The 24763-nt window shown below is 62.8% G+C and carries 27 protein-coding genes; 11 read left to right on the top strand and 16 right to left on the bottom strand.

The genetic code is table 11. The features are described from left to right. Window positions 1-69: 69 nt before the first annotated feature. The 6 genes from G453_RS0107400 (at window position 70) to G453_RS0107425 (ending at window position 4917) form a co-directional block, all read left to right on the top strand. Entirely contained in the window at window positions 70-891 is an 822-nt protein-coding gene (locus G453_RS0107400; protein WP_027190541.1) for a substrate-binding domain-containing protein, read from the top strand. Further along, window positions 891-1586: an ABC transporter permease gene (locus G453_RS0107405; RefSeq protein ID WP_027190542.1), complete on the top strand. Its 696-nt coding sequence runs from the start codon at window positions 891-893 to the stop codon at window positions 1584-1586. Before G453_RS0107400 ends, G453_RS0107405 begins: the two co-directional genes overlap by 1 nt. Next, entirely contained in the window at window positions 1583-2272 is a 690-nt protein-coding gene (locus G453_RS22900; RefSeq protein ID WP_051271959.1) for an energy-coupling factor ABC transporter ATP-binding protein, read from the top strand. The genes G453_RS0107405 and G453_RS22900 overlap by 4 nt, the downstream gene beginning before the upstream one ends. Next, on the top strand, window positions 2260-2973 hold the full coding sequence (locus G453_RS0107415) for a molybdopterin-guanine dinucleotide biosynthesis protein MobB (RefSeq protein WP_027190543.1): 714 nt from the start codon (window positions 2260-2262) through the stop codon (window positions 2971-2973). Before G453_RS22900 ends, G453_RS0107415 begins: the two co-directional genes overlap by 13 nt. Window positions 2974-3057: 84 nt before the next feature. Continuing rightward, complete coding sequence (locus G453_RS0107420; protein WP_051271962.1) at window positions 3058-4482, top strand: sensor histidine kinase; 1425 nt, start codon at window positions 3058-3060, stop codon at window positions 4480-4482. Window positions 4483-4485: 3 nt separating this feature from the next. Next, window positions 4486-4917 (top strand): PaaI family thioesterase, encoded by a 432-nt coding sequence (locus G453_RS0107425; protein ID WP_027190545.1) that lies wholly within the window; start codon window positions 4486-4488, stop codon window positions 4915-4917. Window positions 4918-5005: 88 nt separating this feature from the next. Here G453_RS0107425 and G453_RS0107430 read toward each other — a convergent pair whose 3' ends face one another. The 7 genes from G453_RS0107430 to G453_RS0107460 form a co-directional block, all read right to left on the bottom strand. Then, complete coding sequence (locus G453_RS0107430; protein WP_027190546.1) at window positions 5006-5419, bottom strand: universal stress protein; 414 nt, start codon at window positions 5417-5419, stop codon at window positions 5006-5008. Window positions 5420-5464: 45 nt separating this feature from the next. Beyond that, window positions 5465-6286 (bottom strand): hypothetical protein, encoded by an 822-nt coding sequence (locus G453_RS26155; protein WP_051271965.1) that lies wholly within the window; start codon window positions 6284-6286, stop codon window positions 5465-5467. Between the two features lie 94 nt (window positions 6287-6380). Beyond that, window positions 6381-6614, bottom strand: coding sequence for a hypothetical protein (locus G453_RS22910; protein ID WP_051271968.1), 234 nt, complete (start codon window positions 6612-6614; stop codon window positions 6381-6383). A 121-nt stretch (window positions 6615-6735) separates the two neighbouring features. Beyond that, window positions 6736-7338 carry a DUF4881 domain-containing protein gene (locus G453_RS0107445; protein ID WP_043644990.1) on the bottom strand — a complete coding sequence of 201 codons (603 nt, stop codon included), beginning with the start codon at window positions 7336-7338 and terminating at the stop codon, window positions 6736-6738. A 24-nt stretch (window positions 7339-7362) separates the two neighbouring features. Continuing rightward, the gene (locus G453_RS0107450; RefSeq protein WP_027190548.1) at window positions 7363-8418 is read right to left on the bottom strand and encodes a sulfite exporter TauE/SafE family protein; all 1056 of its coding nucleotides are present in this window, start codon (window positions 8416-8418) and stop codon (window positions 7363-7365) included. 21 nt (window positions 8419-8439) lie between these two features. After that, window positions 8440-8730 (bottom strand): DVU0150 family protein, encoded by a 291-nt coding sequence (locus G453_RS0107455; RefSeq protein ID WP_027190549.1) that lies wholly within the window; start codon window positions 8728-8730, stop codon window positions 8440-8442. A 23-nt stretch (window positions 8731-8753) separates the two neighbouring features. Next, window positions 8754-9170, bottom strand: a complete 417-nt coding sequence (locus tag G453_RS0107460; protein ID WP_027190550.1) for a universal stress protein — start codon at window positions 9168-9170, stop codon at window positions 8754-8756. Window positions 9171-9418: 248 nt separating this feature from the next. Here G453_RS0107460 and G453_RS0107465 point away from each other — a divergent pair, with 248 nt between their 5' ends. Genes G453_RS0107465 through G453_RS29000 form a run of 3 tightly spaced genes read left to right on the top strand, consistent with a single transcriptional unit; the run spans window position 9419 to window position 14688 of the window. After that, window positions 9419-11872: a sigma 54-interacting transcriptional regulator gene (locus G453_RS0107465; RefSeq protein ID WP_169725302.1), complete on the top strand. Its 2454-nt coding sequence runs from the start codon at window positions 9419-9421 to the stop codon at window positions 11870-11872. Window positions 11873-11926: 54 nt separating this feature from the next. Beyond that, complete coding sequence (locus G453_RS0107470; RefSeq protein ID WP_084502165.1) at window positions 11927-14548, top strand: PEP/pyruvate-binding domain-containing protein; 2622 nt, start codon at window positions 11927-11929, stop codon at window positions 14546-14548. 8 nt (window positions 14549-14556) lie between these two features. Beyond that, the gene (locus tag G453_RS29000; RefSeq protein ID WP_268870767.1) at window positions 14557-14688 is read left to right on the top strand and encodes a hypothetical protein; all 132 of its coding nucleotides are present in this window, start codon (window positions 14557-14559) and stop codon (window positions 14686-14688) included. Window positions 14689-15128: 440 nt separating this feature from the next. Here G453_RS29000 and G453_RS0107475 read toward each other — a convergent pair whose 3' ends face one another. The 7 genes from G453_RS0107475 to G453_RS0107505 form a co-directional block, all read right to left on the bottom strand. Then, the gene (locus G453_RS0107475; protein ID WP_051271970.1) at window positions 15129-16103 is read right to left on the bottom strand and encodes an alpha/beta hydrolase; all 975 of its coding nucleotides are present in this window, start codon (window positions 16101-16103) and stop codon (window positions 15129-15131) included. Window positions 16104-16218: 115 nt separating this feature from the next. Further along, window positions 16219-16725: a peptidoglycan-associated lipoprotein Pal gene (gene pal / locus G453_RS0107480; protein ID WP_027190554.1), complete on the bottom strand. Its 507-nt coding sequence runs from the start codon at window positions 16723-16725 to the stop codon at window positions 16219-16221. A 179-nt stretch (window positions 16726-16904) separates the two neighbouring features. Then, window positions 16905-18227, bottom strand: a complete 1323-nt coding sequence (locus G453_RS0107485; protein WP_027190555.1) for a PD40 domain-containing protein — start codon at window positions 18225-18227, stop codon at window positions 16905-16907. A gap of 2 nt (window positions 18228-18229) precedes the next feature. Further along, window positions 18230-19390, bottom strand: a complete 1161-nt coding sequence (tolA, locus tag G453_RS0107490) for a cell envelope integrity protein TolA (protein WP_027190556.1) — start codon at window positions 19388-19390, stop codon at window positions 18230-18232. Window positions 19391-19426: 36 nt separating this feature from the next. Continuing rightward, the gene (gene tolR, locus G453_RS0107495) at window positions 19427-19873 is read right to left on the bottom strand and encodes a protein TolR (protein ID WP_027190557.1); all 447 of its coding nucleotides are present in this window, start codon (window positions 19871-19873) and stop codon (window positions 19427-19429) included. Between the two features lies 1 nt (window position 19874). Continuing rightward, entirely contained in the window at window positions 19875-20624 is a 750-nt protein-coding gene (locus tag G453_RS0107500; RefSeq protein WP_027190558.1) for a MotA/TolQ/ExbB proton channel family protein, read from the bottom strand. 7 nt (window positions 20625-20631) lie between these two features. Beyond that, window positions 20632-21396 (bottom strand): SIR2 family NAD-dependent protein deacylase, encoded by a 765-nt coding sequence (locus G453_RS0107505; protein ID WP_235731715.1) that lies wholly within the window; start codon window positions 21394-21396, stop codon window positions 20632-20634. A 293-nt stretch (window positions 21397-21689) separates the two neighbouring features. On the opposite strand from G453_RS0107505, the gene G453_RS0107510 reads away from it, so the two are divergent. Beyond that, window positions 21690-22115: an arsenate reductase ArsC gene (locus tag G453_RS0107510; RefSeq protein ID WP_027190560.1), complete on the top strand. Its 426-nt coding sequence runs from the start codon at window positions 21690-21692 to the stop codon at window positions 22113-22115. A gap of 50 nt (window positions 22116-22165) precedes the next feature. On the opposite strand, the gene G453_RS0107515 is transcribed toward G453_RS0107510, so the two are convergent. Together G453_RS0107515 and G453_RS22915 are read right to left on the bottom strand one after the other, a co-directional pair. After that, on the bottom strand, window positions 22166-22582 hold the full coding sequence (locus G453_RS0107515) for a ferritin-like domain-containing protein (RefSeq protein ID WP_027190561.1): 417 nt from the start codon (window positions 22580-22582) through the stop codon (window positions 22166-22168). A 32-nt stretch (window positions 22583-22614) separates the two neighbouring features. Then, window positions 22615-23529 carry a tRNA (adenine-N1)-methyltransferase gene (locus G453_RS22915; protein ID WP_235731716.1) on the bottom strand — a complete coding sequence of 305 codons (915 nt, stop codon included), beginning with the start codon at window positions 23527-23529 and terminating at the stop codon, window positions 22615-22617. Between the two features lie 93 nt (window positions 23530-23622). Here G453_RS22915 and G453_RS28375 point away from each other — a divergent pair, with 93 nt between their 5' ends. Continuing rightward, on the top strand, window positions 23623-24726 hold the full coding sequence (locus tag G453_RS28375) for a radical SAM protein (RefSeq protein WP_051271972.1): 1104 nt from the start codon (window positions 23623-23625) through the stop codon (window positions 24724-24726). Window positions 24727-24763 lie beyond the last annotated feature (37 nt).

A 24763-nucleotide genomic window follows, 5' to 3' on the forward strand; every position in this document is an offset into this window, starting at 1 on the left:
GTGGTGTGATTGACATAAGTTGTATTGATCTGGCAAGCCTGTCAGAAATGTCATAGGAGGCGGAGTGAAATGAAGCAGACAATACAGACGGTTGTCGTCTTGTGCGTTCTTATGTGCGCGTTCCCGGTGCTGGCTCAGGACAAGGTCCTGATGATGGCCACAACCACCAGCACGGAAGACACGGGCCTCCTGCCTGTGCTGGCGGAAGCGTTCAAGAAGAAGTCCGGTTTCGAGCTGCGCTGGGTCGCCGTGGGCACGGGCAAGGCTTTGGAGATCGGCAAGAACTGCGACGCCGACCTGCTCATGGTGCACGCTCCCGACGCCGAGAAGAAGTTCATGGAAGAGGGCGCCGGCAAGGCCAGGACGCAGATCATGTACAACGACTTCGTGCTGATCGGCCCCAAGGCCGACCCGGCCAAGGTGAAGGGCAAGAGCGTGGCCGACGCGCTGAAGGGCCTCGCCGCCGCCAAGGCCACCTTCGTGAGCCGTGGCGACAAGTCCGGCACGCACATGGCCGAGCTCAAGCTCTGGAAGGTGGCCGCCATGGACGCCCCTGACAAGGAAACCTGGTACGTTTCCAGCGGGCAGGGCATGCTTCAGTGCCTGCGCATGGCTGCCGAAAAGGGCGGATATGTCCTGGCTGACCGGGGCACCTGGATCCAGTTCGAGTCCTCGCCGGAGTCCAAGAGCATGGACATCCTGGTGGAGGGCGACCCCTCCTTGCGCAATCAGTACAGCGTGCTGACCCTGAACCCCGAGAAATGTCCCAAGGCCAAGCTGGCCGCAGCTGAAGCCTTCGCCTCCTGGATCGCCTCTGCCGAGGGCCAGAAGGTCATCGGTGACTTCAAGCTTATGAACAAACAGCTCTTCTTCCCCAACGCCGGGAAATAATGAACTACCTCCTTGATGGTCTTTCGCGCGCCGGGGGCCTTCTGGCCTCCGGCGACGCCGAGACCTTTTCCGCCGTTTCCGCCACCCTGGAGGCGACAGCCCTGGCCATGGGCGCGGCCCTGATTCCAGGGCTGCCCGCCGGGTTCTGCCTGGGTTATTTCCGCTTTCCGGGGCGGCGTTTCCTGCGCATGATTTCCGATGCCCTCATGGCCTTCCCCACGGTGGTAATCGGCCTGCTGGTGTACGCCATGCTGTCGCGCCGGGGACCCTTCGGCGAATTCGGCCTGCTGTTCACCGTGCCCGGCATGGCCCTTGGCCTGACGCTCCTGGCCCTGCCCATGATCGTGAGCCTCACGGCCTCCGCCGTGGAGCAGATGGATTCGCGGCTTCGCCTGACCCTCCTGACCCTCGGCGCCGATTCGCGCCAGCTGCTCCTGGGGGTGCTGTGGGAGGCCCGCTTCGGTGTTTTGGCCGGGGCCGTGGCCGCGTTCGGGCGGGTGGTGTCCGAGGTGGGCATAGCCATGATGGTCGGTGGCAACATCAAGTGGCACACCCGCACCATCACCACAGCTATCGCCCTGGAGACCGGCAAGGGCGAGTTCGCGCAGGGCGTCGCCCTGGGCGTGGTGCTCCTGGGGATTGCGCTCGGGGTCAACGCGGCCCTGGCGGTGCTCAAACGCAGGATGGGGCCATGAATTCTTCCGCAAGTCTCGTCTATGACCTCAGTGACGTGGAGCACCGGTTCGGCGGCCATCTGGCGCTACGATGCTCCGGGCTTCAGGTGGCGCGGGGAAGCATAGTGGGCATTCGCGGCCCTAACGGCGCGGGCAAGAGCACCTTGCTTTCCATCATGTCTTTTCTGATGCCCCCTGCCTCAGGCACCGTCACATTCTGCGGCGAGCCGGGCCGCAGCGGCGACGTGCGGCTGCGTAGGCAGGCTGTGCTCATGCCGCAGGATCCGGCGCTTCTGCGCCGCAGGGTGGAGGCCAACGTCCTGTACGGATTGAAGGCCAGGGGCGTTCGAAACCCTGACGCCGCCGCCCAGGCGTTGGAGCGCGTGGGCCTTGATCCGGGGCGTTACCTGCGCCGCTGGTGGTGGCAGCTCTCCGGCGGGGAGGCGCGCCGCGTGGCCCTGGCCGCGCGACTGGCCCTTGAACCCGTGGCTCTTCTTCTGGACGAGCCCACGGCCGGGCTGGACCCGGAGAGCGCCGAGATGGTGCGCCGGGCCGTACTGGCGGATCGGGAACGTCGGGGGCTGACCGTGGTGGCCGTGAGCCACGACCGGGAATGGCTGGACTCGCTGTGCGACGAGATGTACCGTCTCGCCCCCAGGACCGGGATCGAAAAACTGCCTCAGGAGGGTGCCGCATGCGAGCCGTGAACATCGTGGGATTCAAGAATACGGGCAAGACCACTCTTTGCGCCAGCGTGATCCGCGAGCTCGCCGCCCTGGGCATCCCGGCCTCGTCGCTCAAGTTCACCCACCAGGCAGGCCTGGACAAATCCTCCACGGACACGGCCAAGCTTTTGGAAGTGAGCCCCGCAGTTGGGGCCATCGGCGAGTCCGAATCCGCCATCTTCTGGCGTGAGCGCAAGCCTTTCATGGACATGTTGCCGCTTCTGGGCCAGGACATGCTGGTGGTGGAGGGCGGCAAGACCCTCGGCGTGATGGGACGCATCGTCATCGCCCGCGACGCCGAAGAGGCGCGCAGGCTGGGCGCGGGGCAAGACGGTCTGGCCTTCGCGGTCTACGGGCCTGAGGGCGTGGACGGCGTTCCTGCCGTGAGCGACGTCCGCGAGCTGGCCCGCATCGTGTCCGAGCGGTCGTTCCTGCTGCCCGGTCTCGATTGCGGTGGCTGCGGCAGGGAGAACTGCCGCCAGTTGGCCGTGGAGATCGTGTCCGGAGCAGCCTCTCCTGCGGACTGCACCGCCGTCGGCGGCGAGCTGTCCATAACGGTGAATGGCGCGCCTCTGCCGCTCAATCCCTTCGTCGGGCGCATCCTGCAGGCGGGTATTGCAGCCATGCTGGGCCAGCTCAAGGGCTACGCCCCAGGCGAAACTGTCATCAGTCTGAAACAGTAGAAATCCCTCTTCTTCTTGTCATTGATACTGTGTCCGTGTACTGCTTTGGGTAGAGCTCGATAGAGAATACGCCAGGAGCCGGACATGGACAACATCGAGAACTCCCCTCCCCCGGTAGCGGAACCCTCACGGGAGGATCTGCACCAGTCCCGCCTGGAACTGGTCGAGAGGCGTATTCGTGACAAGCTCGGAAGCTATCGCTCGTATAATTTCACGCAGCTTCAAAGCGTCGCCCTGAACATCTTCTTCGATCTGGCCCAGGAATTCACCGATGTGGAGGACGTGTACGCCGTGTGCGTCATGATCCCCAAGTCGCTTTTCAACCTGGAGTGCACCCTCTACGTCATCGACGGCCAGCAGGACATCCTCAGTTGCTGCGCCTCCCATTGTCCTCGCACCGACGGCAAGATCACCTTCGCCGAAGAGATCATGGTAAAGGACGGGCACCTGCTCATCCCCATCAAGGCCAACAGGGAGCTTATCTCGCAGCTGCCCTTCACTCCGCAGGGTGACATAATCGGCATGCTGGAGATATTTCCGGCGGACAGCCTCACCCAGCACGACACGCTCTTCTGGGGCCGTTACGCCAACAGGATCGGCTTCCAGCTTCACAACCGCTTCATAAGCCTCAAGAACAAGGAACACGTCCAGTTCATACGAAATCTTGTGAAGGACATCGGGCATAACGTCATAGTCCCGAACATGTACTTCAAGCTCTTCTACAAGCGGCTCGAGGCGAGAATTGGCCTTATTAAACCGTTTCAGGTGAAGTTCAAGAGCATGATGCAGGATCTTTCCCAGAATGGGCAGGAGTTGTCCGGAGAATGGGACAGACTCGACCAGGACATCGACTATATTTACAACGCCATCCATGACCAGTTCAAGGAAATATACAGCCACTACCAGAACACCAGCCTGTTCCTGGAGACGCTGCTGCGGACCAGCCACTTCGAGGAAGGGCGCTACGTCCTGGAAAAGCGCAAGTGCAACTTCAAGAGCCAGGTGATCGATCCCCAGGTGGAACGGTACCGCTCCAGGCTCACCGACCGGGGGATCGAGATCGACACCTCCATGGGCGGAGTGCCGGATCAGGAGATCGAGGTGGTGGTGGACGTGGGCCTGGTGTCGCAGGTGTACGCCAACCTGTTCTCCAACGTGGTGAAATACACGCGTGAAGTGGAGGAGAGGGGCCATAGGCGTAAGTTCATGTCCTACGGCTGGGAGATTCTGAAGGATTATTTCGAGCCGGGGCGCGACGGCATCAAGCTGAACGTGTTCAGCTCCGGCCCGCCCATGAGCCCCGAACAGAGCGAGCGCCTCTTTTCCGAAGGCTACCGGGGCGAGAACTCCCAAGGTGAATACGGCACTGGCCACGGGTTGTACTTCATCCGGGAGGTCGTCACCCTGCACGGCGGCAGGGTCGGCTACGAGGCGACGCCCTTGGGCAACAACTTCTACATCATCCTCCCCATCGATCCCCAGGGCCAGCGGATGACTCAGGCGGTCTGAACCATGCCGACAGCGTATCTCGAAGCCGTCCGCAAGCCGGGACAGGCCGTGAATCCCTTGTTCGCCTTTCTTGGAATCTCCGTGCAGGAGATCGGCCCGGAGCGCGTGGTGCTGCAAGTCCCCTTCAGGCCGGAGTTCATCCAGGGGGCGGGAGCCGTGGCCGGAGGCATCGTGGCCGCCCTGGCCGACGAGGCCATGGCGCACGTGGTGCTGGCCAATCTGGAGCACGAAGAGAAAACGGCCACCATCGAGATGACCATGCGCTATTTCCGGCCTGTCCTCTCGAGCGGGCTTTGCGCCACGGCCACGCTGGTGAACAAGGGCAGGCGGATCATCTCCGCCGAGGCGCTGGTGACCGACGACGCAGGCCGCCTGGTGGGCAAGGCGGGCGGGTCGTTCTTCGTGATCGCGCCTTCGGGATCCAAGACCGGCTAGCCTGCTGGAAGAATCGCTTTGAAACAGAGACTCCCCGCGACGGACGAGCCGTCGCGGGGAGTCTTTTCGTGCCGGAATGCAATTCGCGCTAGCGGAGCACCATTACCGAGCAGGTGGAGTGCGCCACCACCTTGCTGGCCACGCTGCCGATAAGGAAGCGGTCCAACCCGGTCTTGGCCCTGCTGCCGAGAACGATCAGGTCCACGCCTTCCTTCTCGGCGAAGGTCAGGATGGAGTCTGCCGGTGACGATCCGTAATCCATGACCGTCCGCGCCGTGATCCCCATGTCCTGGACCTTCTTCCCGGCTTCCTCAAGGCGTTTCTGGGCCTGCTCCTTGATCTGTTCGGTCAGGGCAAGGGTCACTCCTTCGCCGAAATCGATGAAATCCTCCGCGACCGTGAAGATGATGAGTTCCGCTTTTTTCCATTTGGCCAATTCGGCGGAGTTTTCAAGAACAGTCTGGGCCTGGGTGGACAGGTCGATGCAAGCGAGCACTTTCATGGCGCAACCTCCTGCCGATTCAGGATCGGTCTGCGGTGTTGGTGATCACCCCTGACGGGGCAAGCCTCCCTTGAAGTCGGGCAGGACGGCCAGATCTCCCATGGTGCAGGAGCCGGACGTGATGGTGGCGGTGGAATCCGTAAGCTGGCTCTCGACCACATGGCCTTGGCCGGTCCGGTGTCCGGCCTGGTCCACGAAGATAACGTCCATCCCGGGAGTAAGGCCGTGCTCACGCCCCAGTGAAAAGGTGGCGCGCGTGCCTTCCTCGGACTTCTTTACCATATACACTATGGCTTTTCCCTCAAGAGTCAACAGCTGCTCGATCCGTCTGGAGAGCAGGAATCCGGCGAGCCCGCCGGGAAGGGCCAGCCCGGCCAGCAGGGCGCTTACCGCAAAGGGTTCGTACCCGCTGTGGCGCGTGATGAAGGATGCTGAGGCCTTCTGCTGGGCCATGGCGTCCTCGTGGACGGTCACGGTGAAAATTACCGGGAGCATTCCCTTGGGTTTTTCGGCCAGAGGCGGTCCTTCCAGGGTCAGGGTCCAGGTGCCGGGGCTCGCGTCGGGGGATACGACCACACTGCCGCGCCACATGGTTCCGCCAAGCCAGAAGCCGGTGTAGACCTCTTCCGGAACCAGGGTGACCTTGTCATCGCCGCCAAGGACGCGAATTTCCTTGATCGATTCCGCGCCAGGGGGCAAGGGGGCGTTGATGGGCAGCGTTGATCCGGGGATTCCCTGGAGAATGCGGGTCTCGCCTTTGAAACCGGCGGCGAGCGCGTCGGCCAGGCAGGCCAGGGCGGTAAACAGGAGGGCTGCGGTCAGCCAACCGATGAGCTGTCGCAGTCCTTGAGCCTGGGAAATGTTCATGCGTGCCCGCCTGTGTCGTCCATGGGCGTCGCGCGTGCCGCCTTCATGGACCTTTTGGAAATGCTGCGCGCGCAGAGTGCGGGAAGACATTTCGTTACGCCGCTTCAGGTGTGGTCTGCTGTTGCTGGGCGGTCTGCGGCTTGTCGCGCAGCAACCTGATCAGGACGATACCCGAAAACAGGGTCGGCAGGAACAGCATGAAAAAGCTTTTGCAGAATGCGGCGGTGAAATTGTCGGGATCAAGCGAGGCGGCGCGCATGCCGACGCAGAGTTCGGCGAGGATGGCCACGTCCACTGCGATCAGGGTGATTCTCTGTCTGATGTTCATGATGCATTGCTCCTGAAGTGTCTGGACCGGAGGGGCGGCGGAGTGGGGGGGCCGTTTAAGACGACCCTCCGGTCCAGACGGTATGGAAACCTGGCTGTGGCGGGGTCAGCCGAGGATTCCCTTACTTCTTGAAGATGTCCGTCTTGCTGATGTTCATGAACCGCAAGGACTTGCCGTCTTCCTTGTAGTACACGCGGACTTCGTCGCCGGCATCCCAGGTGCTGTCGGGCCAGGACATGTATTCCTCGGGCACGCTGAAGGTGACGAGCATCTTCTGGCGGGCGGAGTACACGGTGACGGTCTTCTTGGTCTTGTCAACCATCGGGAACACCTTGGCCTTGCCGGACTCCTTGTCGAAGACCAGCGGATGGTCTCGGTCCACGTTCTCCTGCATGTCGTGGATCTTGAACACGATGGTCTTGAAAGCCTGGGCCTGCGGATCGTATATGATGATCTGGCTCTTCTGGGTGTCCAGCTTCATGCGCAGCCCGGCCTTGGGATCAGGACCCATTTCCGCAGGGTCGGTCGGGATGGTGTAGGTCACGGGCGGCAGCCCGGTATAGTCTGGGTTCAGGGGTTCAGCTTTCTTGTCGCGGATGAAGGTGACCTTGCCAGCCTGCTTGTCGAAGGCCACCACACGGCCCTGGTCCACCTTCCCGAAGTCGGTGCATCCCATGAGCGAGGCCAGCGCCAGGGCGGCCACGAAGAGAGATATGCGCTTCATGTTCATTGCTCCTTGGCTCATAGCCTAGTTCGCGGCCTTCTTGGCGGCCAGTTCAGCCTTGGCGCCCTGGACCATCTTCACGGCGATGTAGGCACTCATGCCAAACACCAGGCCGAGAATGAGGACCGTGGATGCGATGTCCATGGCCTGATACAGGTTCTTGTACGCGGACCCGATCATCTTCATGGCGATGGAGACCGCGCAGCCGACGACGGCCAGGCCGAAGGCGATACGGATGCCGTAGCCCTTGATGTACTTGGTGGCCACGGTGCCCACCTGAGCGCCGATGGAGGCGCCGCAGAGCATGACGATGGCCGCGACCAGCTCGGTACGTCCCTTGAAGGTGAAGGAGGCCGCGCCGTACAGGCCGGAGATCATGACTTCGAACAGGTCGGTGCCGACGGCCACGTGGGTGGGGCAACCGAGCAGGTAGATGAGGGCGGGCATGCGGATCAGGCCGCCGCCGATGCCCAGGATGCCTGCCAGCCAGCCGGTGAGGAAGCTGACGCCGATGGGCAGCCAGGCGGAGCAGTAGATGCCGGCCACGTGCAGGTGCACCATGGGGGGAATCTTGATCTTGTGCAGGGTCTTGTGCCACTCGATGCCGGTGGCCAGGGCGTCCACTTCCTGTCCGGCGGCCTTGGCGGCCTTTTCCTTCATGCGGCGCTTGTTCACATCGTGGAAGACCATCCAGGCGATGAGGAACAGCAGGATAAGATAGATGTAGCGGACGACCTTATCGACGCTGCCCAGCCGTTCCAGCCACATGACCATCTGTGCGCCCACCTCGAAACCGCCGACCGTGCCGACGATCATGATGACGCCCAGTTTGTAGTCAACGTTGCCGAACTTGCCGTGGCGCATGGTGGCGATAAGGGACTTGCCCGCCATGTGGGCGATGTCCGTACCGATGGCGAAGGCCATGGGGAAGCCGAGGATGTTGAGGCCGGGGGTGACCATCCAGGCGCCGCCCATTCCGAAGAAGCCGCCGATGATTCCCACGCCCACGCCCAGGATGACCAGGCCGGGCCAGAAAATTTTCACGCCCGCAATGGGCATCAGAATGTAGAGCCATTCCATGGTATTTCTCCTTCGCGCGGCTTAGTGTTCCGCCAGGTCGCGGGACTTGAGGTCCAGGCCGATGAAATGCATCACGATGTCCGCCAGCACGCCGAACAGGATGCCGATGGTGGGAATCATGACGATGGTCAGAATGGTGAAGTACAGGTGGCTCTCGTTGTAGAGGTTGGCCCACCAGGCCATGATGCCGTCAAGCTTGCGGGTGTCGGCCACCAGGACGATGGGAGCGCCGCCGCCGCCAGCCGCCAGGGCCAGTCCGGGAACGGTCAGGGCCAGAAAGACCATCGTGCACAGTTGCGTTATTCTCTTCATGGTCTGCTCCTCGATCTTCGGATTTAGCGGATAACCAGGATGGAACACGGGGCATGCGCGACGACTTTGGACGTGACGCTTCCCACCAGGAACCGGTCGATGGCGCTCTTGCCACGGCTGCCCATTACGATCAGGTCGATGGCCTTGTCCGTGGCGTAGCGGACGATGATGTCGGCCGGGGAGACGCCCTGCTCAACTTCAACTTTTGCGTCCACACCCATGGCTTTTGCCGAGGCCTTGGCTTCTTCCATGGCCTTCTTCGCGGCGGTCAGCAGCTTTCCGGTCACGCTCGCGGAATCCATGTAGTCGCCGATGTCCATGAAATCTTCAGCCACGCAAAGCAAGGTCAGTTCCGCTCCTTGCTGCTTGGCCGTTGCCACCGCTTTCTCGAGTACGGTCTGGGCCGTTGCCGAGAGGTCCAATGCCGCCAGTATCTTCATATGCTCCTCCTCCACGTTGGGGGTTTTTCAGCGACGCGATTGCCCTGGAATAGCAACTGGCGTGCCACGCGATAGAACTTGACGAAATTATTGGTATTTCATAGTTTCACGCAACGTGTCTGGATGTCGCGGGAGTTTGATCAGCGCGATAGTGGCGCAATTAAACGATTGTTCGCGCAAACAAGGGGGCGAGGAGAATGGGTTTTTTCGGTCCTCAAAAGCCGGTTCATGGAAGCCTGCTGGCAAGCATGGGCGCCCTCTCACAGTGGAGCATCCGGAAAAAGCTCCTTTTGACCGTAATCCCGTTGATCGTCCTGGTGCTGGCCGTCACGGGATACGCCACCAAGGTGGTGTCCAGCCGGTATCTGAGCATGGCCCTGGAACGGACCACCAAGGTACTGACCATGGGGCAGGCGGATGCGTTGAGCGATCTGTTCGACCAGGCGCGGCAGGATATTCTCCTGCTGGCGAGTTCCGATCGGACAGATGATACTGCCAAAAGATTCATGGAAGTTCAGTCCGGCATAAGGCCGGGCGTTTACAAGGAGCTGGCATTCATGTCGGTTGACGGCGAATCTCTCCAGCTTTGCGTGGACAACGGACGCGAAGTGCATTGCGTCCGCAAGGATCAGGCCGGGCGGGTGAGCAACTCTCCCCTGCTTGCGCCATCGCGCCTGAGCGAGGCGCGTCCTGGCGTGGTCACCTTGCAGGGACTCACGGAGACCGTGTACCCGCCGGGCATTCTCCCCGGTGCTGAAGCCGGGATCGGATTCAATGTGTTCCGGCTGACGACGCCCGTTGCAGACCAGCAGGGAAAAATCACGGGATTCTGGGTGCTCTCGGTGGATGGCAAGGCAGCCAGGGAGATCCTGTCGTTATACAACTCTCCCAGGTCGCCGCTGGCGGCGTTCCCCCGCACAGCGGTAAAGCGCTACAGTTTCTTCTTCGACAGCCAGGGGTGGATGCTTTTCCAGTCGGGCAACCTGGAGGAGCGCGAACTGCCTCTTTCGACGGACATGGCACGGTCGGGCTTTGCCGGCGATCATGGCATGCCGGGCTTTGCCGGGGCGTTTCGCCCCGCTGCGAGCAACGAAGCGTATTGGAACATGGTAGTGAACATCCAGGGCGCGCAGACCGGAGTCGAGACCGTCAGCATCGACCTGGACCTGGGCGTCTTCGGGCACGACAACTATTCGCTGGGTTATGCCCCGGTGCTCTTCAAGACGTATCCCGACAAACCCCTCGAGGTAGTGGGCGGTGTGGCCTTCATGGACAAATCCCGTCTTCTGCTTGCGGCAGATTACCGGATATTCGATGTTCTTTTGGTGATATTCCTGTCGGCAACCACGCTTACCATCGGTGTTATTGTGCTCTTGTCCCGCATCATCACCAGCCCGATCCTTGATCTTGCGGCCGCAGTGAGGGCCATGCCCCAGGATGGCATGCTGATGCCTATCAATCTTCCGGAAAAGGATCGCGAGACGACCCTTCTGAAGGAATCCATAAACCATCTTGTGGAGTCCATACAATATCAGAAGGAGGAGTTGCGTCTGAAGGACGCGCACATTGAAGATCAATTCCGGCGACAGCCTTTGGATATCGGCGACAAGCTGCCGCCTCCCAAAGAAGTCGACGCCATGGAGGGGGTCATCGGTGCCAGCCCGGCCATGCGGGACCTGAAGTGGCTCATCCGCAAGGCTGCCTCGGTGGACCCGGACGTGCTCATCATCGGCGAGACAGGCACGGGCAAGGAAGTTGCGTCCCAGGCCATCCACAGGCTGTCTCGGCGCGCTGAAGGCCCGTTCATCTCCATAAACTGCGGTGCTTTGGACGAGAATCTGCTTCTGGACGCCCTGTTCGGCCACGTCCGGGGGGCATTTTCCGAAGCCAAGGGAGACAGGAAGGGGGCCTTTCTGGCGGCACAGGGTGGTACCATCCTGCTCGACGAGATCGGCAACGCCTCGCCCAAGGTTCAGCAGGCCCTGCTGCGCGCCCTGGCAGCACGGACGATCATCCCGCTCGGCAGCGACATCGAGACGCCCTTCGACGCCCGCGTCATCGCCGCCACAAACGTGGATCTGCTGGAATGCGTCAACAAGGGCACCTTCCGGGAAGACCTCTATTATCGCCTGAGGGTCCTTACCCTGCACACCCCGCCATTGCGGGAGCGCCTGGAGGACATCCCCCTGCTGGTGGACGCCTTCCTCAAGGAAACGGCGGCGGTGATGAACAAACCGGCCATGACCCTCTCGCGCGGAGCCTGGGAGCGCATCGCAACGCACAGCTGGCCCGGAAACGTCCGCGAGCTCAAGCATTGTCTCATGCGCGCGGTGGCCATGGCCGACTCCGACGTTATTCATGTGGAGGACCTGCGCTTCGATGCCCAGAACCAGGGTGCGATACGAAGCCCATCCCCGAGCTTCCGGCTCCCTGAAACCGCGCGCAAGGATTCATCCGAGAAGCTCCCGGCACAGGACTCGGCAGTGGAACTCAGCGAGCGCCAGAGGATCGGGATAGCGTACCTGCGGGAGCACGGAAGCATGTCCCGCTCACAGTACCAGACCATTGTCGGGCGCAACGTACCCCCTCGCACTGCGCAGTATGATTTGCGCGATCTGGTGGAACGGGGATTGCTTCAGGTTAAGGGCAAAGGCCCGGCGACACGCTATGTGCTTGTCTCCGAGGGTGTTCAGAACTGGTGAATTGCGTGATGTAGACAACCTGTTGCGCGAAACAGCGCGACCACGGGAGGTCACATGCCCGGCTTGCAGAGCCCTATTATCAATAATTTAAAAAAAATGTTCCGGCCCCTGTTCAGGAACTCAAAAACCTCGCCGGAGAAGGGGCAGGCTTTCTTTCGATTCAAGTACGTCAACTTCCAGGAATTGCTGGAATCGAACGCCGAGCTCCTCCGCATCATCACGGCCATTGAGGAAAAACTTCAGGGGCGTGAAGTTTTCGGCATGGCCTTCCTGCACTCCATGGCCAGCCAGGCCGTGTTCCACAGCCTGCGCATGGTGCGCGGGTTCGAGAACCTTTCAGGGAAGGAGCAGGCGATACTGCGCCGCCGTATCGAGGCCATCCGCGCCGACATGAAAGAGGCACTCTCGGTTATTTCCCATGCAGACGGCGTTTGGTTCAAGACGCTCGAGGACATCTCTTCCGTCGATTCAGAGCTGTTCGGCGGCAAGTGCGCCAACCTCGGCGAGGTGCGCAACAAGGCCGGGTTGCCCGTCCCCGAAGGGTTTGGCATCAGCACGGCGCTCTTCCACGCGTTCCTGAGCGAGTCCGACCTGTCATCGGAGATCGCAAAGCGGACCATGGCGCTCGATCTCGCAGACCCAGTGTCCATCCAGGAAGCCAGCGAGGAGATCCAGCGCCTCATGTTGCTGGCTCCATTTCCGGCAGGCTTCGAGGAACAACTGCTTGCGCATCACGCATCCCTTGCCGCGCGACTTGGCAAGGACCCCGACGCCATCCGCGTGGCCATGCGTTCCAGCGCAGTTGGCGAAGACGGCGAGCTGTCCTTCGCCGGGCAGTACCTGTCCGTTCTTAACGTCACGCGCGAAAAGCTCGCCGAGAGCTACCGCTATGTGGCGGCCAGCCTGTTCACTCCGCGCGCCATGGCCTACCGGCTGCTCAAGGGCGTTCCCGAGGAGGCGGCGGTCATGGGCGTGGCCTGTCTGGCCATGGTGCCATCGCGTTCCAGCGGCGTCATGTACACGCACCATCCCTTTGACCCGGCCGACGATTCCATTCTCATAAACGCGGTATGGGGCCTTGGGCCGTATGCCGTGGACGGCATGGTCACCCCTGACCGCTATATTGTCCGTAAATCCGGCCTGGAGATACTCTCCCAGGAGATCGCGCAAAAGTCCGTGCTGCTCTCTTCCAAGGCCGCCGGAGGAGTGGAGCAGGAGCAAGTCTCCCCGGATCAGGCGCGCCAGGCCTGCCTGAGTCCAGATCGCATCCGGCAGCTTGCTGGCTGGGGGGCTTTGCTGGAGAAGCATTACGGCAAAGCTCAGGACGTCGAGTGGGCCGTGGACGACCGTGACGAACTTATTCTTCTTCAGTCGCGCCCTCTTGCGGGGCTCGAATCAAACCTCACCCAAAGCCAGCCGTCCCAACCCGCCATTCCCGGACACACGGTGTTGCTTGAAGGCGGCGACACAGCCTGCCCCGGGGTCGGCTCCGGCGAGGTCTTCCAGGTGCGAAACGACGACGATCTGGCCGCTTTTCCTGCGGGGGGGATTCTGGTCGCCGTGCACTCATCCCCGAAATTCATGGTGGCCATGACCAAGGCCAAGGCCATCATCACTGATCACGGCAGCGTCACCGGCCACATGGCGTCGCTGACCCGCGAGTTCGGCGTGCCCACCATCCTTGGACTCACCCAGGCCACCAGCAGGCTGCAGACGGGCCTCACCGTCACTGTGGACGCAGCCAACCGAAGGGTCTACCACGGCACAGTCGAAACCCTCCTCTCCGACGTCAGCACCCCTCCGACGCCCATGTTGGGAACGCCTGTGCACCATCTGCTCAGTTCCCTGTCTGCGCTCATCGCGCCGCTCAATCTGCTGGACCCCAAATCGTCCGACTTCGCCCCCAGCAACTGCAAGACCCTGCACGACATCACACGCTATCTTCACGAGCGTTCCTACACCGAAATGTTCACTCTGGGGGATCAGGCCTGCGGCGAGGGCGGCATGGCCGTGCGCCTTGACGTAGGCGTCGGCCTCGATCTGCACGTCATCGACCTGGGCGGGGGTCTGGCCTGCGAGAACGTCAAAAATGGCATAGCCGCCCGTACGGACGTGGTCTCTCGCCCCTTCGTCGCGCTGCTGGCCGGATTGGCCGATGAGGCGTTCGTGGCCAAAGGCCCGCGCCCCGTTCATCTGCGCGGTTTCCTCTCCGTGGTGGGACGCCAGATGGTGGACGGACCAAACCTCGGGGCCGAGCGGTTCGGCGAACGCAGCTACGCCATCATCTCCGACAAGTACCTGAACTTCAGCTCCCGCGTGGGCTATCACTACGGCGTGCTGGACGCCTACTGCGGCAAGACCGTCAACAAGAACTACATCACCTTCGCCTTCAAGGGCGGCGCTGCCGGGGAAGATCGCCGCGAACGCCGCGCCCGTGCCATCGCGCTCATACTTGAACGCCTGGGGTTCAACGTTACCGTTACCGCCGACCGCGTGGAGGGACGCTTCCAGAAGTACACCCCCGAACTGATCGAAGACCGGCTCGTGCAGTTGGGCAAGCTTCTGCAGTTCACGCGTCAGACCGACATGCTCATGACCAGTGAGCAGGCCGTGGTTGCCATGGCCGACAGTTTCATGCGCGGCGAGACGATCTTTGGTGTGACCGGGGTAGAGTAGTCGGGGGGATGCCTCGAAGGCAGCTGGGCTCCGCCCAGACCCGCCAGGGCTCTGCCCTGGACCCGGCGGGCTCTGCCCTGCACCCGCCAGGGGAGAAGCCTCCCCTGGACCTGGCTTTCCGCTTCGCGTCGTGCGCGTGAGTTTTGAGTTGGGACTGGCGGCTGGTGGCTGTCCCGTTCGTGTTCAGCGGGCGGGCTCGAACCGATTTGAAGACGATTCGTCGCCCGCCCGCCAGAACCCGACCGTAACAGCCACCAGCCCCCGCCGAAAACGTACGTTGCAGTGACAAAACGTACGCCAGAGTATAGTCGCGGGGTCGTTCGGGAGTGTTCAATGCAGCGTATCCTGATCACCTCCATCATCTATTCTCGTGAATTCAAGAATAAATAAGCCCTGAAGCGCGGCTATGCGCGCTTCAGGGCTCATAATTTGGCAAGAGACTAAGTAGGAGCAGGGCGTTACGCGAAGCGGATGCAGGGTCCAGGGGGATCATCCCCCTGGCGGGTCCAGGGCAGAGCCCTGGTGGGGGCTGGGGCGAAGCCCCAGTAGCATCGCCCTCTTTGCCAGCCGGAGGCATTGCTTACTTCAACGCCTCTCGCAGTATCGAACCTGCCAGGGTGACGCAGGCGCGGCAAGCGGGGGTCTGCGCCAGGGCGTTGTTGGCCATGAAGCCGTGGATGGTTCCCAGCATGCGCGTGGCGGTGACGGCGACTCCGGCCTGTATCAGCTTGCGCGCGAATGCTTCGCCTTCATCGCGCAGCACGTCGAACTCGGCGGTGATGATGAGCGCCGGGGGAAGGCCGGCCAGATCGTCGAGGGAGGCGTTCAGCAGGGTGGCGGTATCGGCGTTCTTTTGCCCGGCGTCGGGGGCGTACTGGTCCCAGTACCACTGCATGGCGCTGCGGGTGAGGTTGGGGCCGTTCTCGAATTCGAAGTAGGACGGCAGCGAGCAGGACGCGTCAACGACCGGATAGATGAGCACCTGCTGGCGGATGGCGGGGCCGCCCCTGCGCTTGGACAGGAGGGCCACGGCGGCGGCGATGTTTGCTCCGGCGCTGTCTCCGGCGACGGCGAGGCGGGAGGCGTCCAGCCCGACCGCGCCGCTGTGCTCGGCCAGCCATTCGCACACGGCGTAGGCCTGTTCGAGAGCTTCGGGATGGCGGGCTTCGGGTGAGCGGGAGTAACGCACCATGGCCACGGCAGCGCCGGAAGCGACGGCGAGGTCGCGGCCCAGGCGGTCGTGAGTGTCGGGGCTGCCCAGAACCCATCCGCCGCCGTGCATGTAGACGACCACGGGGCGCTTGCCGAGCACGCCAGACGGGCGGATGAGTCGCACGCCCACCGTGCCGGAGGGGCCGACGGGGATATTGACGTCGTCCACGAGGGCGGAGGGTTTGTCCTTGAGTTGCGCCTGAGCCTCTTCGAGCGCCTCGCGGGCTTCTTGAAGCGGTCGTTCGGAAATAGGGGGCTGGTTCAGCGCCGCCCTGGCCTTGATGGCCGCCAGGGTGACGGGTTCGATTCCCATGTCGTCCAGGGGGATGGAAGGAGTTTTCATGGGCAAGGGGCTGTCAGAAGAGGGGCGCGTTGTCAAATCCGGCACGTGTACGGAGGGAAAACAAAAAGGCCGCAGGTTTCCCTGCGGCCCTTCGCACATGCGTGACGAGGCGATTTTAGTAGCTGGGCTTGAACTCGTCGCGGCGGTTCTTGGCCCAGGCGGCTTCGTTGTTGCCCGGATCCAGGGGGCGTTCCTTGCCATAGCTCACGATGGAGAGCTTGGCGGTGGGGACGCCCAGGTTGACCAGGTAGTCGGCGGCGGCGCGGGCGCGACGTTCGCCAAGGGCCAGGTTGTACTCGGCGGTGCCGCGCTGGTCGCAGTGACCTTCGACGACAAGCTTGATCTCCGGGTACTGCTTCATGATCTCGGCCTTGCGGGTCAGGACCTGACGGGCTTCGGGCTTGAGGTCATAGCGGTCGAAGTCGAAGTGGATCATGGTTCCAAGCTCACCGGCGACGCGGCCGAGCTTCTCGCGCAGTTCGCGCTCACGAGCCAGGCGCTCGCGCTCCTGCTCTTCCCAGTTGTCCTTGTCGGGACCGGCCACCTTCTTGCTGGCGCAGCCAAAGCTCATCAGGGACAGGCACAGAAGCGCCATAACAGCCAACAACAGTCTGCTCTTCATTGAGTTTTCCTCCTCTTGCGGTATATGACGGAGCCACCCTCTACCGCGTTACATCGTACGGAAACAAACATCTACCGCCGACGGCGGAACTCATACTCTCTTGCATAAAAAAGGCAAGTGTCGTCTCAGGCCCGCCGTGCAACTACGCCTTGGATGACACGATTGAAACCAATAAAGCATTAGTCCTTTGCCGCGACGGGGCTGAAGGACGGCATCAGCGCATCGCCTTCGCCAGTGGGAATCTGGACCGCACCATCCCCGTTGCGGGTGGTCAGGTATATCTTCCGGCCGCCGGAGCGGCTGGTGGAGAAGGCGATGAAGTAGCTGTCGGGCGCGAAGCTGGGGTTCTCGTCGGAGCCGGGGCCGAAGCTGACCTGCTTTTCCGTGTCGGTGGCCAGTTCGTAGACGAAGATCCTGTGCCCGCCGCCTGCCTGCTTGGAGTAGGCGATGTACTTGCCGTCCGGGCTCATGGACGGGTTGGTGTTGTAGCCGGACTTGGAGGCCCGGCGCACGGAGCCGCCCGAGAGGTCCTTGACGAAGATGTTGGGGTTGCCCAGGCGGTCGGACACGAAGGCCATCAGGTTGCCGGACTGGTCGAAGCTGGGCGACACGTCGATGGAGGAGTCGGCCACGAGAGTTCCGGCGGTGTTCTTGAACGAGCTGTCCAAAGAATAGATGTCGGTGTTGCCGCGAATGTTGAGCGCGACGGCGATGGTGCCGTTTGGCATGTAGTGCGGGCTGATGACCGTGGAGGAGGGCAGGGTGAACACGTTGGCCTTGCCGCCGCTCCAAACGCCCAGATAGTGCGAGGTGGACCCGATGAGCGTGAAACAGATGCGCCCGCCGTCCCAGGACCAGGCCGGGGAGATGGCCATGCCCAGGTCGCCGTAGCGGGTCACCTGGGACAGGTCGCGCCCCATGGCTCCGACCATCCAGATGTCCTTGCCCTTGCCGGAGGGCTTCACGAAAGCCAGCTTGGCCTTGAAGATGGTCCCCTGGCCGGTCAGGAGCGCCATGAGCTCCATGCAGAAGCGGTCGGCCACCTCGGGGAGCTGGTCGCGGGTGACGCTGCCGTAGACCTTGCCCAGCAGAAGTTTCTGGGAGAACACCTCGAAGGCGCGCAGTTCAACATCCCCAAGGCCTTTGCCGGGCTTCCACACGGCGGTGACCAGCAGGTCCACCTTGGCCAGGGAGAAGGGCTTGAAGTCGATCTGCTCGGCCTTGGGGCCGGGCAGGGTGGCCCCGCCGAGGATATCCGTGTCGCTCATGACCTTGAGGAAGGGCATGAAGGCCAGGTTTTTGCGGATGAGTTCGTTCAGGTATTGGGCGTCGGCGGGCATGTTGCCGTCGGCGAAGGGCTTGGACTGGACGATATTCATGCGCGCCTGTCCGGGCCCCTGGATCTCGATGGCAAGGGTGTCCTGCGCACGGGAATCGACAACCGTGGCCGCCAGGGCGAGCACGGCGAAAGCGCATACGAGCAAGCTGCGAAGTGACGTCATAGCTAACGTTTTTCCTGTGAGTTGAAGGTCAGTTCAAGGCGTTCGACACCAGATGGCGGTTGCGGCAGGTCTCCGGTCTCCTGAACTGCCCGCATCGCCGAGTTGTCGAAGTCGGCACGTCCCGACGGCTGAGTGATTCGTGCCGATTGGATACGCCCATCGCGTCCTATTTGCAATTCCACAACACAAATAAGCTTCAGGTTGGAAAACTGGGGGAAACGCCAGTTGCGCTTGATGAGCTGATTTATGATTGCGCCGTAAGTGGCCTTGGATTCAGGGCTTCCGCCGCCTCCTCCGCCACCGCCGCCCTGGCCGGCCTGCTGGCGCAGCTTGGCCAGTTCCTGGTCCACGGCGCTGGGGCCGGAGGTGCTGCCCTGGCCAGCCTTGGATTTCGCATCCTTGAGGGCCTGGCTGAGCACGTCCTGGCGCTCCTTGGCGGCCTTGTCTGCAGCGTCCTTGGCGGCTTTTTCCTTTGCGGCCTTGTCGGCGGCTTCCTTCGCCGCCTTGTCGGCAGCATCCTTGGCAGCCTTGTCCTTGGCGTCCTTCTCGGCCTTTTCCTTGGCTTCTTTCTCCGCCTTGTCCTTTGCGGCCTTGTCGGCGGCGTCCTTGGCGGCTTTCTCTTTTTCGGCCTTCTCTTTGGCTTCTTTTTCAGCCTTTTCCTTGAGGGCCTTCTCGGCAGCGATGCGCGCGGCCTCGGCAGCTGCCTTTTCGGCTGCAGCTTTTTCAGCCGCAGCTTTCTCGGCAGCGGCCTTCTCGACGGCAGCCTTCTTGGCGGCGTCCTCGGCCACGGCCTTCTTGTGGGCTTCCTCGGCTGCAGCCTTCTCGGCTGCGGCTTTTTTGGCGGCGTCTTCCGCAGCCTTTTTCGCCGCGTCGGCAGCCTGGTCGGACAGGGGCTTTGCGTCCTGCTGGGGGCTGGGAGGCAGGTCGGCCTTGGGGCCGGGAGGTTCGGGGGTGGGTTGTTGCCCCGGTTGTCCGGGACCCTGCCAGCCGGGGGCTGCTTCGGGTTTCGCGCCGGGGCCGGGCAGGCGCAGATCCACGAGTTCGACCTCGTACACCGGCACGTCCAGCCTGATCTTGTGCATCTCCATGTTGGAGAGAAGGATGCCCCCCAGCACCACGGTCAGGTGCAGAAAGAGCGAAAAGAGCCAGCTGAGATAGCGCATTGCCTTACAATATCATTCCTGAGGACCGGCGGGCGGTCATTTCTTTGCGCGGCCCTGGGACTTGTCGTCCTTGACGGGTTCCGGCTCGGCCACCACGCCCAGCTTATCGACGCCCGCGCCCTTGATCTGCCCCATGGCCTGCACCACGATGCCGTAGGGCACTTCGCGGTCGGCGCGCAGGAAGAGCATCTTCTTCTGGTCGGTCACCAGCCTCTTCACGTGTGCGGGCAGTTCTTCCATGGTCACCTGGTAATCGGCCAGGTGCAGGGAGCCGTCCTTGCGGATGGAGAGCACCAGGTTCTCGGAGTCCTGGGGCAGGCTGGTGACGGTCTTGGTCTGGGGGAGGTCCACTTCCAGGCCCTGGGTCATCATGGGGGCGGTGACCATGAAGATGATGAGCAGCACCAGCATCACGTCCACGAAAGGCGTGACGTTGATGTCGGCCAGGAAGCCGTCTCCGCCTCCGCCGGTGGACATGCCCATGTTAGTAGTCCTCCCGCACGCGGGGAGCGGGCTTTTGCGCCTCGGGGCGGGGCTGCGGCTTGTGCGACCAGCTCACTTCGCGCTGGATGCGGTTCAGGAACGCGCCCGAGAAGCCGATGAGCTCACGCTCGATGTGGCGGATGTAGCCCAGGAAGAAGTTGTAGGCCAGGGTGGCGGGGATGGCCACGCCCAGGCCGATGGCGGTGGCCACCAGCGCCTCGGAGATGCCGGGGGCCACGGCGGCCAGCGCGGCGGACTGCTGGAGGCCGATGGAGTGGAACGAGTTCATGATGCCCCAGACCGTGCCGAACAGGCCGATGAAGGGCGTGGCGTTGGCGCAGGTGGCAAGAAACGACAACGACTTGGTGAGCATCCCGAGCTCCGAGGCCACTGCCTGGCGCAGGGTGCGGCGGATGTTGTCCATGGCCACGCGGGATTTCTCGGCGGGGTCCAGGTCGGCCTCTTCCATGCGCATGAGCTCCTCGAAGGCCTGGAGGCCCACGGCGTAGCAGGGTGAGCCCTTGTGCTGGCTCACCGCGCGCATGGCCAGCTTCAGGTTCTCCGACTCCTGGAAGAGCTTGGAGTCCCGTGCGGCCTCCTTGCGGGCGGTGGAGAGCGTGAAGAGCTTGAGGAAGATGATGCTCCAGCTGGCCAGCGACATGACCACCAGGATGGCCAGGACGAATTTAACCGTGAGCGTGGCGGTGGCGAGCATATCCAGGATGCCGCCGTGTGGCGTCAAAGTATCAATCATGTCTTCACCTTGTGGTAGTGTTCCTGTGTTCCAACAGCAGCCGCGCAAGCTCGGGGAGGGCTTCTTCGGCCTTTGCCGCCACGCGTGCGTCGCAGAGATGCGCCATGCGGCCGGGTTCCAGGTTTATTTCGGCCAACCTGCCGCCGTACTGTTTGGTGAGTCCCGGCAGGGAACTTGCCGGGGTGACCTCGCAGGACGTTCCGACGATGAGCGTAAGCTCCGCGCCGCAGGCCAATTGACCGCTTTTGTGCAGTGCGTCAAGTGGGATGGCCTCCCCGAAGAACACAATGTCGGGGCGCACCACCCCGCCGCAGTCGCAGCGCCAGGGGGCCGTGGCCAGGGTTATGGACCTGGCGAGGGCCGCGTCGTGCGGCTTTTCGCAGGAATTGCAGCGGTAGCGCGACATTGAGCCGTGGAACTCCAGCACGTTCTGCGATCCTGCCCTCTGATGCAATCCGTCGATGTTCTGCGTGACCACGGCTTCCAGCATGCCCGCGCGTTCCAGTTCGGCCAGCGCCAGATGCGCCGGGTTGGGCTCGGCCCGCGACATGACCCACACCGCGTCCATCAGGAACTTCCAGACCGCCATGGGATTGTTGTCCAGGGCGTCTGCGGTGGCCACCTGCATGGGATCGTAGACCGACCACAGGCCGCCGGGACTGCGAAAGTCCGGGATGCCGCTGGCGACGGAGATCCCCGCGCCCGTCAGTACGAGCACTTTCCCTGAGGTCGGCCAGAGCCGTGCGATCTTTTTCAGTTCATCCATCATGGAAGGAAAGACTGTCCTTGGGGTACGTGCATGGCGGGGCTATAGCCGCGTCCAGAGCGGCGGTAGCAGATTGGTCCCTGTAAGCAAAGGGTTTCCGGCGTCCGGGCGGCTGGACACGCGTGGCAAGTTCTTCCCAACCCATGATAAATACGGAATATATTCAAAAAATTTCCGTGTGGCATGTCACGATTACAATGTGTTCATGCTGTTTGTCATGTAAACGTAACCAGGATTTCTGACCGATGCAGTATGCATGTGTGGCAACAGCGCATCAATCCCATAAGGCACGTACGATGAAGAAAAAAATACTGTTCCTGTGCACGGGCAACTCCTGCCGCTCCCAGATGGCCGAAGGATGGACCCGCGCGCTCAAGGGCGACCTGTTCGACGCGTATTCCGCCGGGGTCGTCCGGCACGGCATGAACCCGAACGCCGTGCGCGTGATGGCAGAGGCCGGGGTGGACATCTCCGGCCAGACCTCGAAAACCGTGGACGACCTGCCCCCTGTGGAGTTCGACGCCATCATCACCCTGTGCGGGCATGCCAACGAGACCTGCCCGTTCTTCAGGGGCAACGCCAGGCGCATGCACGCGGGCTTCGACGATCCGCCCGCCCTGGCCGGGGACGCCGCCTCAGAGGAGGAAGCGCTCGGCCATTACCGGCGTGTGCGCGACGAGATCCGCGCCTTCGTGGAGGCCATGCCGGACAATCTGGGCTGAGGCCGCTTGCGGTCAAGCCGGTTGGACAGGCTCCGGGACAACACCGGGCGCTATCCCAAGCCGGGGGCGTCACACGAGGAACGAATGACTTCCAGGAGTTCCTTGTGCGCCCGTTCCTGGGCGATTGCCCTCTTCAGCAGCGCCTTGTCCTCCGGGCTCTCCATAAGTTCCACGAGCGCCGTGTAGCGCGTGATGGAGTCGTCCTCGCGGGCGGCGCTGCGGCAGAAGAAGTCGCCCAGGCTGTCCGCCCGGATGAAGTCCGGCCTGCCGACGCTGACCGCGCCGCCAGTCCTTAAGATCATGCCCATGAGCATGTTGACGTGTTCCAGTTCCTCATGGGCGAAATCCAGCAGCCGCTCCCGGACGGGGTGTCCCTCCGGGAGGCTGGCGTGCAGGGAAAATTCGAGCATGGACTCGATTTCGGTCAGGAGCATTTCGTTGAGGTATTTGTGAAGCGTCGGCGACATCGCGCAACTCCTGCCTGGGGCGTTCCCACGCGTTAGGATTCCTGTGTGGACTGGTCCTGTCCGCCGGATTGGCCGGATTCGCCGTGCTCTTCCTGCCCACTCTGTCCTTCCGGGACATCCGAGCCTTCCGGAGTCACGGCGTCCGCTTCGGGTTCGACCGGCTCAGGATTTACGATCTCCAGGCCCTTGTGCCGCGCGAAAACCAGGAAGCCCGTGTGGGCGACCATGCGGTCCTCGGGGCGCAGGCGGTCGGGGACGGCCTTGTAGCGGCGCAGCATGATCTCAAGCACCTCCACGTCCTCGAAGTCCGAGGTCTCCAGGGCGCGCAGGAGGTCAGTGATCTGGTTGGTGGTGGGCAGCAGAAAGCCGATGGGCGCGCCGGGGCAGACGATGTCTGCGGCCTGCTGGAGGTATTCCGCCGGGGTGCGCACGTCCAGGAACAAGGCGTCCGCGCCGCGCGCCTCCTCGGGGAAGCCGTCGGCGATGTCGCGGTGGAAGAAACTCACCCGGTGGGACAGGCCCGCGCGCTCGATGTTCTCCCTGGCCAGCTTGGAGAACTCCTCGCGGCGCTCGCAGGTATAGACCCGGCCAGTGTCACCGGCCATCCAGGCCAGGGCTGTGGTCAGCCCTCCGGAGCCGCTGCCCGCCTCCACGATGCGCCTGCCCGGTCCGGCCCCGAGTTTCAGCAGGACGTAGCCGATCTCTTTAGGATACATGATGGTGGTGGAGCGGCGAACGCCCTTGATGCAGTCGTGCAGGGTGGGTTTCAGGATGCGGAAGGCGAAACCCTTGTGGGTGCGCACCACCGAGCCGAATCCGGCCTCGGCCACTTCAGCCATTTTCAGCAGGCCTTCCTGGGTGTGGAAGGTGTGCGCGGGGTCGAGGGTGCGAAGATAGCGCTTGCCCTCGGGACTTATGAGAAGTACCAACTCTCCGGTCTGGATCACTGTGAAACGATTCCTTATTTATGCATTCCATGCGTTGCGCGAAGCGCATCACCATGGCCCCACTGGCCCCACCTGTCAAGCCGAGGCACCCTCATGCGCCTTGACGACCACGGCCTGATCTTCGGTCCCGTGCGTTCGGGCCGCCTGGGCACGTCCCTGGGCCTGGACCTTCTGGGCGCGAAGATCTGCTCCTTCGACTGCCTCTATTGCGAGGTGGGACCAACCCGCGCGCTGACCTCGGCGCGAAAGCCGTACGTTCCGGCCGACAAGATTCTGGGAGAGCTGGCCTACTGGCTCTTCAACCCCCATCCCGAGTTCGACGTCGTCACCCTGGGCGGCATGGGCGAGCCTACCCTCAATTCCGACATGGGCCGCATCATCGAGGGCGTGCGCGAGCTGGTCCCCGGCGTGCCGGTGGCTGTGCTCACCAATTCGAGCCTCATAAACGATCCCCGGGTGCGCACCGAGCTGGCCCTGGCCGATCTGGTGCTGCCCTCCATGGATTCGCTGGTGCCTTCCGAATTTGCGCTCATCAACAAGCCCGTATCCGGCCTGTCGCTCCTGGACATCCGGCGCGGGCTTTTGGAGTTCCGCAAGCTTTTTTCCGGGCGGCTCTGCCTGGAGGTGCTGGTGCTGGCCGGGGTGAACGACTCCCAGGAGAACCTGGACCGCCTGAGCGCCTTCTGCACGGAGCTTAAGCCGGATCGTGTGGACGTGGTGACCATGACCCGGCCAGGAGCCTACATCCAGGCCATGCCCGCGCCCCCGGCCACGCTCGAGCGTTTCCGGCAGGCCCTGTGCGCCCCCGGAACCGGGCGTGAGGACGTCAGGCCATCGCAGCACACTCAGGCGACCCAGGCCTGCCGGGACTCGGCGCTGGAAGATGAGGCCGGGCAGGCAGGGCAGGGTGAAGCGCAGGACGACGCGGCGACTCCGGAAAAAGCCCGGCATTTCGCGCATCCACTGGACAACCAGACCGGGGAAGGGCTACAGGCCCTGAGCATGAGGGTGCTCGATTCCCTGGCGCGCAGGCCGCAGTCCGCAACGGACCTGGCCCGGGTGCTGGGCGCGACGGACAGCGACCTCAGGAATTTACTCGACGATTTTCAGGCGCAGGGCCTTGTGCAGGTCCGGCGCTTAAACGGCGGCGCGTTTTACTTCCGAACCAGGAAGGTGCGCCGCCCTGGGCAAGAATAATTTACGGCATCAACGTGCCGCCTCCGGGTAGCGCTTT

Source organism: Fundidesulfovibrio putealis DSM 16056, assembly GCF_000429325.1.
GTDB classification, from domain to species: Bacteria; Desulfobacterota; Desulfovibrionia; order Desulfovibrionales; family Desulfovibrionaceae; genus Fundidesulfovibrio; species Fundidesulfovibrio putealis.